Source organism: Pseudomonas sp. EA_35y_Pfl2_R5 (assembly GCF_963970805.1).
Lineage (GTDB): Bacteria > Pseudomonadota > Gammaproteobacteria > Pseudomonadales > Pseudomonadaceae > Aquipseudomonas.
In genome coordinates, this window is the sequence record NZ_CAXAOW010000008.1 from 30,604 (window position 1) to 48,339 (window position 17,736).

Genomic DNA, 17,736 nt, shown 5'->3' on the forward strand with positions numbered 1-17,736 from the left:
TCAACTGAAGCCCCGTTGACGCATAGCGAGAGCCTACCGATGAGCAATGCCCGCCTTTTCGCACTGACCCCTGGTGAGCCCGCCGGCATAGGCCCCGACCTGTGCCTGCTGCTGGCGCGCGAGGCGCAGCCCCATGCCCTGATTGCCATCGCCAGCCAGCAATTACTGGCTGCACGGGCAGAATTGCTGGGCTTGCAGACTCAACTTATCAGCGTCAGCCCCGCGCAATGGCCCAGCCACCCCGCGCCTGCCGGTAGCCTGTATGTCTGGGATACACCACTGGCAGTCCCCGTAGAGCCTGGCCAACTCGACACGAACAACGCCGACTATGTATTGCAAACCCTGACCCGCGCGGGCCAGGGCTGCCTCGATGGTTATTTTGCCGGGATGATTACCGCGCCCGTGCACAAGGGCGTAATCAATGAAGCCGGGATCAGCTTCTCCGGGCACACCGAGTTTCTTGCCGAACTGACGCGCACCGAACAGGTCGTGATGATGCTTGCCACTCACGGCTTGCGTGTGGCGCTGGCGACCACGCACCTGCCGCTCAAGGATGTCGCCGATGCCATCACCCCCGAACGCCTGAGCCGCGTCACACGGATTCTCGACTTTGATTTGCGCACGAAATTCGGCATCGACCAGCCGCGCATTCTGGTCTGCGGTCTCAACCCACACGCAGGCGAAGGCGGTCACCTGGGTCGGGAGGAAATCGAAGTAATCGAACCCACCCTGCAGCAGCTGCGCAGCGAGGGCATCGACCTGATCGGCCCACTGCCGGCCGACACCCTGTTCACCCCCAAGCATCTCGAACATTGTGATGCAGTGTTGGCCATGTACCACGATCAGGGCCTGCCAGTGCTCAAGTACAAGGGATTCGGCGCGGCGGTCAACATTACCCTGGGCTTACCAATCATCCGCACATCGGTCGACCACGGCACTGCCCTGGACCTGGCCGGTAGCGGCAAGATCGACAGCGGCAGCCTGCAGGTCGCACTGCAGGCGGCTTACGCAATGGCCGCCAGTCAGCGATCAGCCGATTGAGCCGGGTTATGAGCGCAGCCAGTACGGGGCGTTCGTAGCCAATGCTGTTAAACTGCCCGGCTTTCTACACACGTTACATTCGCTTCAAGCCGATGTCTTGAAGCCTGGAGCTGCTGCATGTCCGAATACCAACACCGCGCGCGCAAGCGTTTCGGCCAGAATTTCCTGCATGACGCCGGGGTGATTCACCGCATTCTGCGCGCCATCCACGCCCGCGAAGGCGAGCACATGCTGGAAATCGGGCCAGGCCAAGGCGCGCTCACCGAAGGCCTGCTGGACAGCGGCGCGCAGCTCGACGTGATTGAACTCGACCGCGACCTGGTGCCGATCCTGCAACACCAGTTCGGCAGCAACCCGCGCTTTCGCCTGAATCAGGGCGACGCCCTCAAGTTCGATTTCAACCAGTTGCAGGCCGCGCCACATAGCCTGCGTGTGGTCGGCAACCTCCCGTACAACATCTCCACGCCGCTGATCTTCCACCTGCTGAGCAATGCCGCGCTGATCCGCGACATGCACTTTATGCTGCAGAAGGAAGTGGTCGAGCGGCTGGCCGCCGAGCCGGGTGGTGGTGACTGGGGCCGCCTGTCGATCATGGTGCAGTACCACTGCCGCGTGGAGCATCTGTTCAATGTCGGCCCTGGCGCGTTCAATCCGCCGCCCAAGGTCGATTCGGCGATCGTCCGCCTGGTGCCGCACGAGGTGCTACCGCATCCGGCCAAGGACCATCACCTGCTCGAACGCGTGGTGCGCGAAGCCTTCAACCAGCGCCGCAAGACACTGCGCAACACCCTCAAGGCCCTGCTGCCGGCTGCTGCCATCGAAGAGGCCGGCGTGGATGGCAGCCTGCGCCCCGAACAACTGGACCTGGCTGCATTTGTACGCCTGGCGGACAAACTGGCCGAACAACCCAACGCCGACTGACAGCGGCTAGACTGGGTACCTGCCCACTGAGTTAATTACGCATGAGCGATTCGCGTTACAAGATCGACGTCAGCGTCGTCACCCGCTATCTGCCGGAGCAGTCGCAGCCGGAGCAGAACCGCTTTGCCTTCGCCTACACCGTCACGGTAAGCAACAACGGTGAACTGCCGGCCAAACTGCTCTCGCGCCACTGGGTGATTACCGACGGTGATGGCCGCGTGCAGGAAGTGCGCGGCGCCGGCGTGGTCGGCCAGCAACCACTAATTGAGGCCGGAGCCAGCCACACTTACAGCAGCGGTACAGTGATGACCACCCGCGTCGGTATCATGCAGGGTAGCTATCAGATGCTCGCTGAAGACGGCAAACGCTTTGACGCTCTGATCGCCCCCTTCCGTCTTGCGGTACCGGGCTCGCTGCACTGATGGCCACCTATGCCGTCGGCGATCTACAGGGTTGCCTGAAACCCCTACAATGCCTGCTTGAGCGTGTGGCCTTTAACCCAGCACGGGACCAGCTGTGGTTGGTTGGTGACCTGGTCAATCGCGGCCCCGAGTCCCTGGCGACACTGCGCTTTCTCTACAGCATCCGTCATGCGCTGACCTGCGTGCTGGGTAACCACGACCTGCACCTGCTAGCCGTGGCACACAATATCGAGCGGCTGAAAAAGGGCGACACCCTGCGCGAGATTATCGAAGCGCCAGATGCCGCCGACCTGCTCGACTGGCTACGTCGGCAGAAACTCCTGCATTACGATGAAACCCGCGATACTGCCCTGGTGCACGCCGGCATCCCGCCGCAGTGGAGCATGGACAAAGCGCTAAAACGCGCCGCCGAAGTAGAAGCAGCCATGCGTGACGACGCACTTATGCCGCTGTTTCTCGACGGCATGTATGGCAACGAGCCGGCCAAGTGGGACCGCGATCTGCACGGCGTAACCCGCCTGCGGGTGATCACCAACTACTTCACCCGCATGCGTTTTTGCAAAGCCGACGGCACCCTTGACCTGAAAAGCAAGGAAGGCGTCGGCAGCGCACCGGCGGGCTACGCGCCCTGGTTCAGCTACAAGCAACGTAAAACCCGCGGCCAACGAATTATTTTTGGCCACTGGGCAGCACTCGAAGGGCTATCCCCAGAGCCAGACGTGGTAGCCCTGGATACCGGCTGCGTATGGGGCGCAAGCATGACTTTGATGAATATCGATAGCGGCGAGAAATACAGCTGCGACTGTAAGGAGCAAGCATGAGCGAATTCAAACGCATCCCCCCAGAGCAGGCCCAGACCTTACGCCAGCAAGGTGCTGTGGTGGTCGACATCCGCGATCCGCAGAGTTTCGCCGCCGGCCATATCAACGGTTCGCAACACCTCGACAACCACTCACTACACGCCTTTATCACCCAGGCCGATCTCGATGCGCCGTTGATCGTCACCTGCTATCACGGCAACTCCAGTCAGAGCGCGGCGGCCTACCTAGTCGGTCAGGGCTTCAGCGATGTCTACAGCCTTGATGGCGGTTTTGAGCTGTGGCGCGCCACCTACCCTGACGAAACTGCACACGCACCAGAAGAATAATTTTTTTCAGTACCCAGGCCGCACCAGCAGCGGCCTGCCGGCCCATCCCGACCAACGGTAATATCCAGTTATCGTTCCGCGCCCCTTGACCCCGCTGATTCCGAACTATCCTTTAGCTCAGGCCATCCAAAACAAGGTAGAGCCGGCCAAACGGCATCGGGCCATCGGTAAGAACCAGTTCAAGGTCTCGCGACGCGCAGCAGACGTTGGACAAGTTCTAAGATTATTAGGTGTTCTGGGGGGTTATCCCGGCTGCATCCGCACCGGAGCTACCAAGCACCTGACCGATCCCGCACCGGCTCTGCGCAGAGCGAGGAGAAGTCATGAGCATTTTCAGCCACTTCCAACAACGTTTCGAAGCGACTCGCCAGGAGGAGTTTTCCCTGCAGGAGTACCTCGAATTGTGCAAACAGGATCGCAGCGCCTACGCCTCGGCAGCCGAGCGCCTGTTACTAGCGATTGGCGAGCCTGAACTGCTCGACACCTCAACCGACCCACGGCTGTCGCGGATCTTCTCCAATAAGGTGATCCGCCGTTATCCGGCCTTTGCCGACTTCCACGGCATGGAAGAGTGCATCGACCAGATCGTCTCCTACTTCCGTCATGCCGCTCAGGGCCTGGAAGAGAAGAAGCAGATCCTTTACCTGCTCGGCCCGGTAGGCGGCGGTAAATCGTCCCTGGCGGAAAAACTCAAGCACCTGATCGAGAAAGTGCCGTTCTACGCCATTAAGGGCTCGCCCGTATTCGAGTCACCACTGGGGCTGTTCAGCGATGCCGAGGACGGCGCCATCCTTGAGGAGGATTACGGTATTCCACGGCGTTACCTCAACAGCATCATGTCGCCCTGGGCGACCAAGCGCTTGCAGGAGTTCGGTGGCGACATCAGCCAGTTCCGCGTGGTAAAGCTCTATCCTTCGATCCTCAACCAGATCGCCGTGGCCAAGACCGAGCCGGGCGACGAGAACAACCAGGACATCTCCGCACTGGTCGGCAAGGTGGATATCCGCAAGCTTGAGGAATACCCACAGAACGACGCCGATGCCTACAGCTACTCCGGTGCTTTGTGCCGGGCCAACCAAGGCCTGATGGAGTTCGTCGAAATGTTCAAGGCACCGATCAAGGTGCTACACCCACTGCTCACGGCCACCCAAGAGGGCAATTACAACAGCACCGAAGGACTCGGCGCGATTCCCTACAGCGGCATTCTGCTGGCGCACTCCAACGAGTCGGAATGGCACAGTTTCCGCAACAACAAGAACAACGAGGCCTTCATCGATCGCATCTATATCGTCAAGGTGCCGTACTGCCTGCGCGTGACTGACGAGATCAAGATCTACGACAAACTGCTGTTCAACAGCTCCCTGGCCAAGGCCCACTGCGCGCCGGACACCCTGAAGATGCTTGCGCAGTTCTCCACCCTCAGCCGCCTGAAAGAACCGGAAAATTCCAACGTCTACTCGAAGATGCGCGTCTACGACGGCGAAAACCTCAAGGACACCGACCCTAAGGCCAAGTCAATTCAGGAATATCGCGACACTGCCGGCGTGGATGAAGGCATGAACGGTCTGTCGACTCGCTTCGCCTTCAAGATTCTCTCCAAGGTATTCAACTTCGACCCACACGAAGTCGCCGCCAACCCGGTCCACCTTCTCTATGTGCTGGAACAGCAGATCGAACAGGAGCAATTCCCCGCCGAGGTACGCGAGCGCTACCTGCGCTTTATCAAGGAATACTTGGCGCCGCGCTATATCGAGTTTATTGGCAAGGAAATCCAGACCGCCTACCTGGAGTCTTACAGCGAGTACGGGCAGAACATCTTCGACCGCTACGTGCTCTACGCCGACTTCTGGATTCAGGATCAGGAATACCGCGACCCGGAAACCGGCGAAATACTCAACCGCGTGGCCCTCAACGAGGAGCTGGAGAAGATCGAAAAACCGGCAGGCATCAGCAATCCGAAGGATTTCCGCAACGAGATCGTCAATTTCGTGCTGCGCGCCCGTGCCAATAACAATGGCAAAAACCCGACCTGGCTCAGCTACGAGAAATTGCGTGTGGTGATCGAGAAAAAGATGTTCTCCAACACCGAAGACCTGCTGCCGGTCATCAGCTTCAACGCCAAAGCGAGCAAGGAGGATCAACAGAAACACAACGATTTCGTCACTCGCATGGTCGAACGCGGTTACACCGACAAGCAGGTGCGCCTGCTGTCCGAATGGTATCTACGGGTTCGTAAGTCGCAATAAAGCGGCCTGACGCAACAGGCCGCAAGGCAGCGCAGAGCGCGGGACAGCGCTTTGCCAGCTTTTGCGCCTGATGTCTGAGTGCACGGAGGGCAGTTATGAGCCATGTGATCGACCGACGCCTGAACGGCAAGAACAAGAGCACGGTAAACCGCCAGCGCTTCCTGCGGCGTTACCGCGACCACATCAAAAAGGCCGTGGAAGAGGCGGTCAGCCGCCGCTCCATCACCGACATGGAGCACGGTGAGCAGATCAGCATCCCTGGCCGCGATATCGACGAGCCGGTACTGCACCACGGCCGTGGTGGTCGCCAGACCACCGTACACCCCGGCAACCGTGAGTTCACCGCGGGTGAGAAGATTGCCCGCCCGCAAGGCGGTGGAAGCGGGCAAGGCGCAGGCAAGGCGAGTAACTCTGGGGAAGGCATGGATGAGTTCGTCTTCCAGATCACCCAGGAAGAATTCCTCGATTTCATGTTCGAGGATCTTGAGCTACCCAACCTGATCAAACGCCACCTGACCGGTAGCGACACCTTCAAGAGCGTGCGCGCCGGTATCAGCAATGAAGGCAATCCGTCACGCATCAATATCGTCCGCACCCTGCGCTCTGCCCACGCCCGGCGCATCGCCCTCTCGGGCAGCAGCCGCAACAAACTCAAAACCGTTCAGGCTGAGCTGGAGCGCCTAAAGCTGGAACAGCCGGACAACCTCGGCGATATCCAGACGCTGGAAGAGGAAGTCAGCAAGCTACGCGCGCGGATCAGGCGCGTGCCCTTTCTCGACACCTTTGATCTCAAGTACAACCTGCTGGTCAAACAGCCCAACCCCAGCTCCAAGGCAGTGATGTTCTGCCTGATGGACGTGTCCGGGTCGATGACTCAGTCGACCAAGGACATCGCCAAGCGTTTCTTTATTCTCTTGTACCTGTTCCTCAAGCGGAACTACGACAAGATCGACGTGGTGTTTATCCGCCACCACACCAGCGCCAAAGAAGTCGACGAAGAGGAGTTTTTCTATTCGCGGGAAACGGGCGGCACCATCGTCTCCAGTGCACTCAAGTTGATGCACGAGGTCATGACTGAGCGCTACCCGATCAACGAATGGAATATCTACGCCGCCCAGGCGTCAGATGGCGACAACTGGAATGACGACTCCCCCGTATGCCGGGATCTGTTGATCAATCAGATCATGCCGTTCGTTCAGTACTTCACCTACGTCGAGATCACCCCACGCGAGCACCAGGCGCTGTGGTTCGAATACGAGCAAGTGAGTGAGGCATTCGCCGATACCTTTGCCCAACAGCAGCTGGTCTCGGCCGGCGACATCTACCCGGTATTCCGCGACCTGTTCCAGCGGAGGCTAGCCACATGAGCACGAGCAAAGACAAGCGCCGCCAACCAATCTCCACCGGTTCGGAATGGACCTTTGAGCTGATCCGCCAGTACGACCGCGAGATCAGCCGCATCGCCGAACGCTATGCGCTGGACACCTATCCCAATCAGATCGAGGTCATCACCGCCGAGCAGATGATGGACGCCTACGCCTCGGTCGGCATGCCGCTGGGCTACCACCACTGGTCATACGGCAAACACTTTCTCAGCACAGAGAAGGGCTATAAGCGCGGGCAGATGGGTCTAGCCTACGAGATCGTGATCAATTCCGATCCGTGCATCGCTTACCTGATGGAAGAAAACACCATCTGCATGCAGGCCCTGGTTATTGCCCACGCCTGCTACGGCCACAACAGTTTCTTCAAGGGTAACTACCTGTTCCGCACCTGGACCGATGCCAGCTCGATCATCGATTACCTGGTGTTCGCCAAGCAATACATCATGCAGTGCGAGGAGCGCCACGGCATCGATGCCGTGGAAGACCTGCTAGATTCCTGCCACGCCCTGATGAACTACGGCGTCGATCGCTACAAACGCCCCTACCCGATTTCCGCCGAGGAAGAACGGCGGCGCATGAAGGACCGCGAAGAGCACCTGCAAAAGCAGATCAACGACCTCTGGCGCACCATCCCGAAAAACGCCAGCAAAGGCGGCGACAAGGACAACAAGCGCTTCCCCGCCGAGCCGCAGGAAAACATTCTGTATTTCCTTGAGAAGCACGCCCCGCTGCTGGAACCCTGGCAGCGCGAGATCATTCGCATCGTGCGCAAGATCGCCCAGTACTTCTACCCGCAGCGCCAGACCCAGGTGATGAACGAAGGCTGGGCCACCTTCTGGCACTACACCCTGATGAATGACCTGTATGACGAAGGCCTGGTGACCGAAGGTTTTATGATGGAGTTCCTGCAGTCGCACACCAGTGTGGTTTACCAGCCGCCGTTCGACAGCCCCTACTACAGCGGCATTAACCCCTATACCTTGGGCTTTGCCATGTACCGCGACATCCGCCGTATCTGCGAAGAGCCGACCGAGGAAGATCGCCGCTGGTTCCCGGAGATCGCCGGCAGTGACTGGCTGAGCACCCTGAAATTCGCCATGAACAGCTTCAAGGACGAGAGCTTTATCCTGCAGTACCTGTCGCCCAAGGTGATCCGCGACCTCAAACTATTCAGCATTCTCGATGACGACCAGAAAGACGAACTGTACGTTCCGGCGATCCACGACGAGCCCGGCTACCAGCAGATTCGTGAAACCCTGGCCGCACAATACAACCTGGGCAATCGCGAGCCCAACGTGCAAATCTGGAGTATCGACCGCCGCGGCGACCGCTCGCTGACCCTGCGCCACCAGCAGCATGATCGTAAACCGCTGGGCAACTCCACCGAAGAAGTGCTGAAACACCTGCACCGCCTGTGGGGTTTCAATATCCACTTAGAGATGTACCAGGGCGAACAGCTGATCGGCACTCAACATGTGCCACCCAAGCATGAAACCGAACATGACAGCGACTACCCGCGCCTCGACCTGATGACCCCGCCCATTTGATCGGTTGCGCCCCATGATGCCATGGCACCAGCATGCGCAGCAGACCAACCGGAAATCTGCCGATGCGCCTGTTTATCGTATTACTGCTGTGCCTGGCACTGGCTACCTGCAGCAGCCAGCTGCCCCGCGCCCAGATACTGACCCCCGCCAGTGCCGAACTGACCGGCAAACACAGCTTCAGCCTGATCGCCGCTGAACAGGCCGTAGAAGGTGACGTGCCATTTGCCGAGCGCTATGCACAGCTCGAACAATTACTACGCGAAGGCTTGAGCACCCGTGGTTACCAGGCGAGCCCACAGGCACAGATTCAGGTGTATTACTGGCTGGCGGTGCAGGACAGCCCCCTGGACTTCAACGTCGACACCGCTCCGCCAACGCCACTGGGGCCTTATCAGGCGATTCACCGTTTGCGCGATGAAACCGGCACCCTGCGTATCCGCTTGACCACCCCGGAACAGCAAATCCTCTGGGAAGGTTTGATTCGCACTGGACTGAGCCCGGCCAAGGACAGCGCCGAACTGCTCGAACGGGCGACTCAGGCGCTTTTACAGCAAATTCCCATGGCCACTCCATAGTCTGGATGCACTCCGGTTCATGTTGAAAACTCTTTAGAACTGCATCCGAGCTACCCCTCGCCAACGACCAGCCGCTATCCTCCGCACTTAGTGGAGGAACCATGATGCAGATTTACAAAGTCGGCGGCGCAGTACGCGATCACCTATTGGGCCGCGAGGTCAGCGAGATCGATTGGGTGGTAGTTGGCGCCAGCGCCGAGCAGATGCTCGAACAGGGCTACCGCCCGGTGGGCGCCGACTTTCCGGTGTTTCTGCACCCGCAGACCGGAGAGGAATACGCCTTAGCCCGCACCGAACGCAAAAGCGGACGCGGCTACGGCGGCTTTACCTTCTTCGCCAGCCCGGACGTGACCCTGGAAGATGACCTGATCCGCCGTGACCTGACCGTCAACGCCATTGCCGAGGACGATCATGGCACGCTAATCGATCCCTACGGTGGCCAGCGCGACCTCCAAGCCAAGCTGCTGCGCCATGTATCTCCAGCCTTCGCCGAAGACCCGCTGCGCGTGCTGCGCGTCGCCCGCTTTGCCGCCCGTTACGCGCCGCTGGGCTTCAGCGTCGCACCAGAAACCATGGCGCTGATGCGTGAGCTGAGTGAGTCTGGCGAACTAAGCGCGCTAATGCCGGAACGCAGCTGGAAGGAAATATCCCGCGCGCTGATGGAGCCGCGCCCTGATGTGTTTATCCAGGTACTGCGCGACTGTGGCGCCCTGCGCGAGCTGCTGCCGGAGGTCGACGCGCTGTTCGGCGTACCGCAACCCGCCGCTCATCACCCGGAAATCGACACCGGTGAGCATGTACTCAGCGTGCTGCGTCAATGCGCCGAGCACCAGCAACCGCTAACCGTGCGCTGGGCTTGTCTGCTGCATGATATTGGTAAGGGCCTGACGCCGGAGGCCGAATGGCCTCGGCATATTGCCCACGAGCACACCGGGCTGAAGCTGATCCGCGCAATCAACCAGCGCTGCAAGGTGCCCAAAGATTGCCAGGAGCTAGCCCTGCAGGTCGGCGAATTCCACACCCACGGCCATCGTGCCTTGGAGCTGAAAGCCTCAACCCTGCTCAAACTGCTGCAAGGCTTCGATGTATTCCGCCGTCCGCAGCGCTTCGAAGAATTTATCGCCGCCTGTGAAATGGACGCCCGTGGCCGCCTCGGCCTGGAGCAACGCGCCTACCCGCAGGCCGACTACCTACGCGCCGCCATGCACGCCGCCCGTGCTGTGCCTGTGCAGCCCCTGCTTACGCAGGGTTTCAAGGGTGCAGAACTAGGTGAGGCGTTGAACCGTGAACGGCTACAAGCCCTCACGGCATACAAAGCAAGCGCGGCAGCGCAGTCGGACTAAGAAGCGGGATGCGTCTGAATCAACTCTGCTGGCGTCAGCTGCTGCTCGCGCCAACTAAACGCTACCGGCCATAGCTGCTGATCAATCTGCGCAGCCTGCCAGAGCTCAGCAAAGCGGCGCTGCTCACCCGGATGTAATGCGTCCGGCACCAGCAAAGACAACGGCCAAAGCACAAAAGCGTTCTTGAGGATTTCTGCACGCGGCAGAATCAGTCCGTCGAAGTTGCCGACCAGATCGCCGTACAGCAACACGTCGATATCCAGCGGCAGGCCCTTGCGCTCTGGCGCATAGCGACCGTTGTCGGCCTCGATAAACTTCAGTCGGCGGTCCAGCTCACCCAGTGGCAGCGCGCTATAGCCAGCCACCACCAGATTGAAAAATGGCCCACTCTTAATGCCCACGGCCTGGCTTTCGAATACCGGCGAGCAGCGCATCTCACCGAGCAGGCCGGCGAGCGCATCGAGGCCAGCGCACAAGTGCGTCTCGCGGTCGATGTTGCTGCCCAGACCGAGTAAAACGGGAGTTAGCGGCATCCGCGCTCGATCTCCACGCCAACCCCACCACTGGCCGCCGGCACCGCACCAGGCTTGGTCAGCTTGAGGCGCACCCAGGGGATCTGAAACTCAGCCATCAGCAATTCGACCAACCGCTCGGCAAAGGTCTCCACCAGGATAAATTGCGAGTCGCTGGCAAACGCCTGAATGCGCTGCGAGACCTTGGCGTAATCCAGCGCCTTGTCCAGCTCATCGCCGGCGGCGGACGGACGGTTATCCCAACCCAGGTACAGGTCCAGACGCAAACACTGGCGAATGGTGCGCTCCCAGTCGTAGGCACCGATCACCGTATCAACTTCCAGCCCCTCGATAAAAACTGTGTCCAAGCACGCTCTCCGTGGCACGACAAGGCTGCCGCACCTAGTTAGAATCAGGGCTCCCTTGCCCCGGAATGGATACCATGTTTTGGCTGTTGGCGACCCTCGCCTACCTGCTCGGCTCGTTGTCCTTCGCCATTCTGCTCAGCCGCCTAAACGGCGGACCGGATCCGCGCGCCAGCGGCTCGGGCAATCCCGGAGCCACCAACATGTTCCGGGTCGCCGGCAAACGCCTGGCCATCCTCACATTGATCGGCGACCTACTCAAAGGCCTGCTGCCGGTACTGATCGCCAGCCTGCTCGACTTCAGGCTACAGCAGCAAGCCTGGATCGGCCTGGCAGCCGTTATTGGCCACCTGTACCCGCTGTACTTCAACTTCCGTGGCGGCAAAGGTGTCGCCACTGCCGCCGGCATGCTCCTGGGCCTGTACCCGCCAGCCGCATTACTGGCTGTCGCCGCCTGGTTACTGACGTTTATCCTGACTCGCACCAGCTCAACGGCCGCGTTGATTGCCACACCGCTAACCTTGCCACTGCTGGCCTGGCAACAGCCCGACGCCCTGCTTCCCGTCTGCGTACTGACCGGGCTGATCGTCTGGCGCCATCGCGGCAATTTACGCGATCTATTCGCCGGCAGTGAGCGGCATTTCTAAATTGGCCAGATGAATCCGGCTCATCTAGTAGTTGCTACAGCGCCGGCAGCTGCTCCATCGGCCAGCGCGCCTGCACCTTGATGCTCAAATTTTCATGCTGCCCCGCCAGTAAGCGCTGGCAGCCAGCATAAGCGATCATTGCGCCGTTATCGGTGCAGAACGCCGGGCGGGCGTAGAACACCTCGCCCTTCAGTTCCCCGAGCATTTTTTCCAGCGACTGGCGCAGCGCCTGGTTGGCGCTAACGCCACCGGCGATGACCAGGTTATTCAACCCAGTTTGCTTGAGCGCGCGCTTGCATTTGATGGTGAGCGTATCGACCACCGCCTGCTGGAATGCCAGAGCGATGTCGCATCGCGTCTGTTCGGATTTATCACCGGCAGCCTGACATTGTTGCCAAGTGTTCAGGGTGAAGGTCTTCAGGCCGCTGAAGCTGAACTCCAGCCCAGGACGATCAGTCATCGGCCGCGGGAACTTGAAGCGCCCCGGCGTACCACTCAACGCCAAGCGGGCAATCTCCGGTCCACCCGGGTATTGCAACCCCATCAACTTGGCGGTTTTGTCGAACGCCTCGCCTGCGGCATCATCCAGAGACTCACCGAGCAGCTGGTACTGACCGATACCATCGACGCGAACCAGCTGGGTATGCCCGCCCGACACCAACAAAGCGACGAACGGAAAGGCCGGTGGCTGTTCTTCCAGCATGGGCGCCAGCAAGTGGCCTTCCATATGGTGCACACCGAGCGCCGGAATGTCCCAGGCAAAGGCCAATGCCTGCGCACAGGACGCCCCCACCAACAGCGCGCCGACCAGGCCAGGACCCGCGGTATAGGCGATGGCATCGATAGCGGATTTGTCCTTACCCGCCTCGCTCAACACCTGACGGATCAACGGCAGCATGCGCTTGACGTGATCACGCGAGGCCAGCTCTGGCACCACGCCGCCATATACGCGGTGCAGATCAATCTGACTAAACAGCGCATCGGCCAGCAGGCCATGCTCGCTGTCGTAGAGCGCGACACCGGTTTCGTCGCAGGAGGTTTCCAATCCCAGAACCAGCATGGGCAGTGCCTTGTAGTAGAGTGTGCAACTTCGAAGGCGCGCATGATAATGGCCGCTGGCGCGAGCCGGCCAGCGCTTTTCGATCAGAGGCTTTGCATTCCTCGCGATGAGGCGGTAACATCCGCAACCCTTAAAAACCTACGTTCTCCAGCGCCATTTGCCAGGAGCAACGTTACCCCCCGGTAATAAAGAAGGTACGCCCTGGATGCCAGCCGTCAAAGTTAAAGAGAACGAACCCTTCGACGTAGCTCTGCGTCGTTTCAAGCGCTCCTGCGAAAAAGCCGGTGTTCTGGCTGAAGTTCGCAGCCGTGAATTCTACGAAAAGCCGACTTCCGAGCGTAAGCGTAAAGCAGCAGCCGCTGTTAAGCGTCACGCCAAGAAAGTGCAGCGCGAACAGCGCCGCAGCGTTCGCCTGTACTAAGCGTCGCGGCTTCTGCCCGCACGATTAGCTACAAGCAGCGCCTGATACCCGGCTTCGGCCGGGTTTCGCTTTTAGACTCCGCGCCACCTTCGGGTGACGATCGGAGTCTTTTAGTTTTTGCCCCGACCTGTTCTGCCCCAACGCATGACAGTATCCTGAGTGCCTATGGCCGGCCTGATCCCACAGTCTTTTATCGATGATCTGCTCAACCGCACCGACATCGTCGACGTGGTCGCCTCACGCATCCAGCTGAAAAAGGCCGGCAAAAACTACACCGCCTGCTGCCCCTTCCATCAAGAAAAAACCCCCTCGTTCAGCGTCAGCCCGGACAAACAGTTCTATTACTGCTTTGGCTGCGGCGCCGGCGGCAACGCCTTGGGTTTTGTCATGGACCACGACCAACTGGATTTCCCCCAGGCAATCGAGGACCTGGCCAAGCGCGCCGGCATGGAAGTGCCGCGCGAGGAAGGCGGACGCAACAACAAGCCACGCCAGCCCACTGACTCACCGCTTTACCCACTACTGACTGCCGCCGCCGAGTTTTACAAGCAGGCACTGAAAAGCCACCCGCAACGCAAAGCCGCCGTCGACTACCTTAAGGGCCGCGGCCTGTCCGGGGAGATCGCCCGCGACTTTGGCATGGGCTTCGCCCCGCCCGGCTGGGACAACCTGCACAAGCACCTGGCCAGCGACAGCCTGCAGCAAAAAGCCATGATTGACGCAGGCCTACTGATCGAAAACGCCGAGAGCGGCAAACGCTACGACCGCTTCCGCGACCGCATCATGTTCCCCATCCGCGACAGCCGTGGCCGGGTGATCGCCTTCGGCGGCCGCGTGCTGGGCGACGAGAAGCCCAAGTACCTGAACTCCCCAGAAACCCCGGTGTTCCACAAAGGCCAGGAGCTCTACGGCCTGTTCGAGGCCCGCAAGCACAACCGCGATCTCGACGAGATCATGGTGGTCGAAGGCTACATGGACGTCATCGCCCTGGCCCAGCAAGGCCTGCGTAACGCCGTCGCCACCCTCGGCACCGCCACCAGCGAAGAACACCTAAAACGCCTGTTTCGCGTCGTGCCCAGCGTACTGTTCTGCTTCGATGGCGACGCCGCCGGGCGTAACGCCGCCTGGCGCGCCCTGGAAGCCACGCTATCGAGCCTGCAGGATGGCCGCCGCGCGCGCTTTCTGTTCCTGCCCGACGGTGAAGACCCGGACACCCTGGTGCGCAGCGAAGGCACCGACGCCTTCCGCGCACGGATCAACCAGCACGCCCAGCCACTGGCCGACTACTTCTTCCAGCAACTCAGCGAAGAAGCCGACCCGCGCTCCCTGGAAGGCAAGGCGCACCTGATGACTCTGGCCGCGCCGCTGATCGACAAGATACCCGGCAACAACCTACGCGCCCTGATGCGCCAGCGCCTCAGCGAAATCACCGGCCTATCCGGCGAAGCCCTGCAACAGATGGCACCAACCACGCGCAGCAGCCAGCCAAGCCATAGCAGCCCACCGCCCAGCGATTATCCGGATTACCCCGAAATTCCCGACAGCGCTTATTACGATGTCGAACCGAACCGAAACAAATATGAAAACCCCAGCCCGGCGCCGGAATTTGAACGCAATAAAGGCAAAGGCAACTGGAAGAAAGACGGCGGCAAGTGGAACAAAAAGGGCCAGGGCGAGTTCGCCCCGCGTGCACCACGCACCGCAGTCAGCGTCGAATCGCCGCACCTGAGCGCGCTGCGCACCCTGCTGCACCACCCGCAACTGGCGCAGAAGGTCGAAGATGTCAGCCATTTCGCCGCCGAAGACGACACCTACGCCCAGCTGCTGGTCGCCTTGCTTGGCGCCCTGCAAAAGAGCCCCAACCTGCGCTCACTGCAACTGATCGCCCGCTGGCATGGCACCGAGCAGGGCCGTCTATTGCGCGCCTTGGCCGAAAAGGAATGGCTGATTTCAGCCGACAACCTTGAACAACAGTTTTTCGACACTATAACTAGTCTAGTAGCCCGCCAACGCGAGCGCAGCCTGGAACATTTGCTGCGCAAAGCCCGTCAAAGTGAGTTGAACGCAGAAGAGAAAGATCAGCTGCGCAGCTTGCTGAGTCGTAATGCATCACCGGTAATCCCGAGTCCAACTGGCGCTTAGGGGTGTTACTCGGGTATAATCCGCGGCTTGTTTTTTGCCCGCCAAGACCTTCAGTGGATAGGGTGTTATGTCCGGAAAAGCGCAACAGCAGTCTCGTATCAAAGAGTTGATCACCCTGGGTCGTGAGCAGAAGTATCTGACTTACGCAGAGGTCAACGACCACCTACCGGAAGATATTTCTGATCCGGAGCAGGTGGAAGACATCATCCGCATGATTAACGACATGGGGATCCCCGTACACGAGAGTGCTCCCGATGCGGACGCCCTTATGTTGGCCGACGCCGATACCGACGAGGCAGCCGCTGAAGAAGCAGCTGCAGCGCTGGCAGCGGTGGAGACCGATATCGGCCGCACGACGGACCCTGTGCGCATGTATATGCGTGAAATGGGCACCGTGGAATTGCTGACCCGCGAAGGCGAGATCGAAATCGCCAAACGCATCGAGGAAGGCATCCGTGAAGTCATGGGCGCTATCGCCCATTTCCCCGGCACTGTCGACAGCATTCTGGCCGAGTACGCCCGTGTCACCACCGATGGTGGTCGCCTGGTTGAAGTCCTCAGCGGCTATATCGATCCGGATGACGGTATCGTTCCCGCCGAAGCAGCTGCGCCTGTTCCAGTTAAAGACGGCGATGCCGCCGAAGAAACTGACGACGACGACGCCGACTCCAGCGATGACGAGGAAGAAGAAGGCGACGGCGGTCCGGATCCTGAAGAGGCCCTGCGCCGCTTCACCGCGATTGGCGACGCTCTTGACCTCGCCAAGAAAGCCCTGAAAAAGCATGGCCGCGGCAGTAAGCAAGGCATTGCCGCGCTGAAAGAAATGGCCGAGCTGTTCATGCCGATCAAGCTCGTGCCTAAGCAGTACGATGCCCTGGTTGTGCGTGTACGCAGCTCCTTGGAGCGCCTGCGCGCCCAGGAACGCGCCATCATGCAGCTCTGTGTACGTGATGCCCGCATGCCACGCGCCGATTTCCTCAAGCTGTTCCCCGGCAATGAAATCGATGTCGAGTGGTCCGCCGGTCTGGCCAAAGGCAAGGCTAAATACGCCGAAGCCATCGGCAACCTGCAAGGCGATATCCAGCGCTGCCAGCAAAAGCTGTCTGCCCTGGAAGCCGAGTGCGAGCTGACTCTGGCTGAGATCAAGGACATCAACCGTCGCATGTCGATCGGCGAAGCCAAGGCTCGTCGCGCGAAGAAAGAGATGGTTGAAGCGAACTTGCGTCTGGTGATCTCGATTGCCAAGAAGTACACCAACCGCGGTCTGCAGTTCCTCGATCTGATTCAGGAAGGCAACATCGGCCTGATGAAGGCGGTGGACAAGTTCGAATACCGTCGCGGCTACAAGTTCTCGACCTACGCCACTTGGTGGATTCGTCAGGCAATCACCCGTTCGATTGCCGACCAGGCGCGCACCATCCGTATTCCGGTGCACATGATCGAGACCATCAACAAGCTCAACCGTATTTCCCGGCAGATGTTGCAGGAAATGGGTCGCGAACCGACCCCGGAAGAGCTGGGTGAACGCATGGAAATGCCTGAGGACAAGATCCGCAAGGTATTGAAGATCGCCAAAGAGCCGATCTCCATGGAAACCCCGATCGGTGATGACGAAGACTCCCATCTGGGTGACTTCATCGAAGACTCGACCATGCAGTCGCCAATCGATGTCGCCACCGTTGAGAGCCTCAAAGAAGCGACACGCGAAGTACTCTCCGGCCTCACTGCCCGTGAAGCCAAAGTCCTGCGCATGCGTTTCGGCATCGACATGAATACCGACCACACCCTTGAGGAAGTTGGTAAACAGTTTGATGTAACCCGCGAGCGGATTCGTCAGATCGAAGCCAAGGCGCTGCGTAAGCTGCGCCACCCGACGAGAAGCGAGCATCTACGCTCCTTCCTCGACGAGTAACACCAGAACCCCCGGCCCTGCCGGGGGTTTTGCATTCTGGGCAACTACCA

General features: G+C 59.9%; 17 protein-coding genes. 14 read left to right on the forward strand and 3 right to left on the reverse strand.

Annotation, left to right across the window (positions count from 1 at the left end; genetic code table 11):
- Positions 1–39: 39 nt before the first annotated feature.
- The 10 genes from pdxA (at position 40) to AACX99_RS14605 (ending at position 10,627) form a co-directional block, all read left to right on the forward strand.
- Complete coding sequence (gene pdxA / locus AACX99_RS14560; protein WP_339412878.1) at positions 40–1,041, forward strand: 4-hydroxythreonine-4-phosphate dehydrogenase PdxA; 1,002 nt, start codon at positions 40–42, stop codon at positions 1,039–1,041.
- A gap of 117 nt (positions 1,042–1,158) precedes the next feature.
- Positions 1,159–1,962: a 16S rRNA (adenine(1518)-N(6)/adenine(1519)-N(6))-dimethyltransferase RsmA gene (rsmA, locus tag AACX99_RS14565; protein WP_339412880.1), complete on the forward strand. Its 804-nt coding sequence runs from the start codon at positions 1,159–1,161 to the stop codon at positions 1,960–1,962.
- 41 nt (positions 1,963–2,003) lie between these two features.
- Positions 2,004–2,384, forward strand: a complete 381-nt coding sequence (gene apaG, locus AACX99_RS14570; RefSeq protein ID WP_339412882.1) for a Co2+/Mg2+ efflux protein ApaG — start codon at positions 2,004–2,006, stop codon at positions 2,382–2,384.
- Entirely contained in the window at positions 2,384–3,205 is an 822-nt protein-coding gene (locus AACX99_RS14575; protein WP_339412884.1) for a symmetrical bis(5'-nucleosyl)-tetraphosphatase, read from the forward strand. The genes apaG and AACX99_RS14575 overlap by 1 nt, the downstream gene beginning before the upstream one ends.
- On the forward strand, positions 3,202–3,531 hold the full coding sequence (glpE, locus tag AACX99_RS14580) for a thiosulfate sulfurtransferase GlpE (protein WP_339412886.1): 330 nt from the start codon (positions 3,202–3,204) through the stop codon (positions 3,529–3,531). Before AACX99_RS14575 ends, glpE begins: the two co-directional genes overlap by 4 nt.
- Before the next feature lie 323 nt (positions 3,532–3,854).
- Positions 3,855–5,777, forward strand: coding sequence for a PrkA family serine protein kinase (locus tag AACX99_RS14585; protein ID WP_339412887.1), 1,923 nt, complete (start codon positions 3,855–3,857; stop codon positions 5,775–5,777).
- Positions 5,778–5,872: 95 nt separating this feature from the next.
- Positions 5,873–7,144 carry a YeaH/YhbH family protein gene (locus AACX99_RS14590; protein ID WP_339412888.1) on the forward strand — a complete coding sequence of 424 codons (1,272 nt, stop codon included), beginning with the start codon at positions 5,873–5,875 and terminating at the stop codon, positions 7,142–7,144.
- Positions 7,141–8,709 carry a SpoVR family protein gene (locus AACX99_RS14595; RefSeq protein ID WP_339412889.1) on the forward strand — a complete coding sequence of 523 codons (1,569 nt, stop codon included), beginning with the start codon at positions 7,141–7,143 and terminating at the stop codon, positions 8,707–8,709. Before AACX99_RS14590 ends, AACX99_RS14595 begins: the two co-directional genes overlap by 4 nt.
- A 62-nt stretch (positions 8,710–8,771) precedes the next feature.
- On the forward strand, positions 8,772–9,284 hold the full coding sequence (locus AACX99_RS14600; RefSeq protein ID WP_339412891.1) for a DUF4136 domain-containing protein: 513 nt from the start codon (positions 8,772–8,774) through the stop codon (positions 9,282–9,284).
- A 104-nt stretch (positions 9,285–9,388) separates the two neighbouring features.
- Entirely contained in the window at positions 9,389–10,627 is a 1,239-nt protein-coding gene (locus AACX99_RS14605) for a multifunctional CCA addition/repair protein (protein ID WP_339413078.1), read from the forward strand.
- On the opposite strand, the gene folK is transcribed toward AACX99_RS14605, so the two are convergent.
- Together folK and folB are read right to left on the reverse strand one after the other, a co-directional pair.
- Positions 10,624–11,160 carry a 2-amino-4-hydroxy-6-hydroxymethyldihydropteridine diphosphokinase gene (folK, locus tag AACX99_RS14610; RefSeq protein WP_339412893.1) on the reverse strand — a complete coding sequence of 179 codons (537 nt, stop codon included), beginning with the start codon at positions 11,158–11,160 and terminating at the stop codon, positions 10,624–10,626. The two genes, AACX99_RS14605 and folK, sit on opposite strands and share 4 nt — an antisense overlap.
- Positions 11,151–11,507 carry a dihydroneopterin aldolase gene (gene folB / locus AACX99_RS14615; protein WP_339412895.1) on the reverse strand — a complete coding sequence of 119 codons (357 nt, stop codon included), beginning with the start codon at positions 11,505–11,507 and terminating at the stop codon, positions 11,151–11,153. The genes folK and folB overlap by 10 nt, the downstream gene beginning before the upstream one ends.
- A gap of 74 nt (positions 11,508–11,581) precedes the next feature.
- Here folB and plsY point away from each other — a divergent pair, with 74 nt between their 5' ends.
- Entirely contained in the window at positions 11,582–12,151 is a 570-nt protein-coding gene (gene plsY / locus AACX99_RS14620) for a glycerol-3-phosphate 1-O-acyltransferase PlsY (protein WP_339412897.1), read from the forward strand.
- 34 nt (positions 12,152–12,185) lie between these two features.
- Here the strand turns inward: plsY and tsaD are convergent, their stop codons facing one another.
- On the reverse strand, positions 12,186–13,211 hold the full coding sequence (gene tsaD / locus AACX99_RS14625; protein WP_339412899.1) for a tRNA (adenosine(37)-N6)-threonylcarbamoyltransferase complex transferase subunit TsaD: 1,026 nt from the start codon (positions 13,209–13,211) through the stop codon (positions 12,186–12,188).
- Between the two features lie 205 nt (positions 13,212–13,416).
- Between tsaD and rpsU the strand changes: the two genes are divergently transcribed.
- The 3 genes from rpsU (at position 13,417) to rpoD (ending at position 17,686) form a co-directional block, all read left to right on the forward strand.
- Positions 13,417–13,632: a 30S ribosomal protein S21 gene (gene rpsU / locus AACX99_RS14630; RefSeq protein ID WP_003296736.1), complete on the forward strand. Its 216-nt coding sequence runs from the start codon at positions 13,417–13,419 to the stop codon at positions 13,630–13,632.
- A gap of 165 nt (positions 13,633–13,797) precedes the next feature.
- Positions 13,798–15,774 carry a DNA primase gene (dnaG, locus tag AACX99_RS14635; RefSeq protein ID WP_339412901.1) on the forward strand — a complete coding sequence of 659 codons (1,977 nt, stop codon included), beginning with the start codon at positions 13,798–13,800 and terminating at the stop codon, positions 15,772–15,774.
- Between the two features lie 67 nt (positions 15,775–15,841).
- Entirely contained in the window at positions 15,842–17,686 is a 1,845-nt protein-coding gene (gene rpoD / locus AACX99_RS14640) for an RNA polymerase sigma factor RpoD (RefSeq protein ID WP_339412903.1), read from the forward strand.
- Positions 17,687–17,736: the final 50 nt, after the last annotated feature.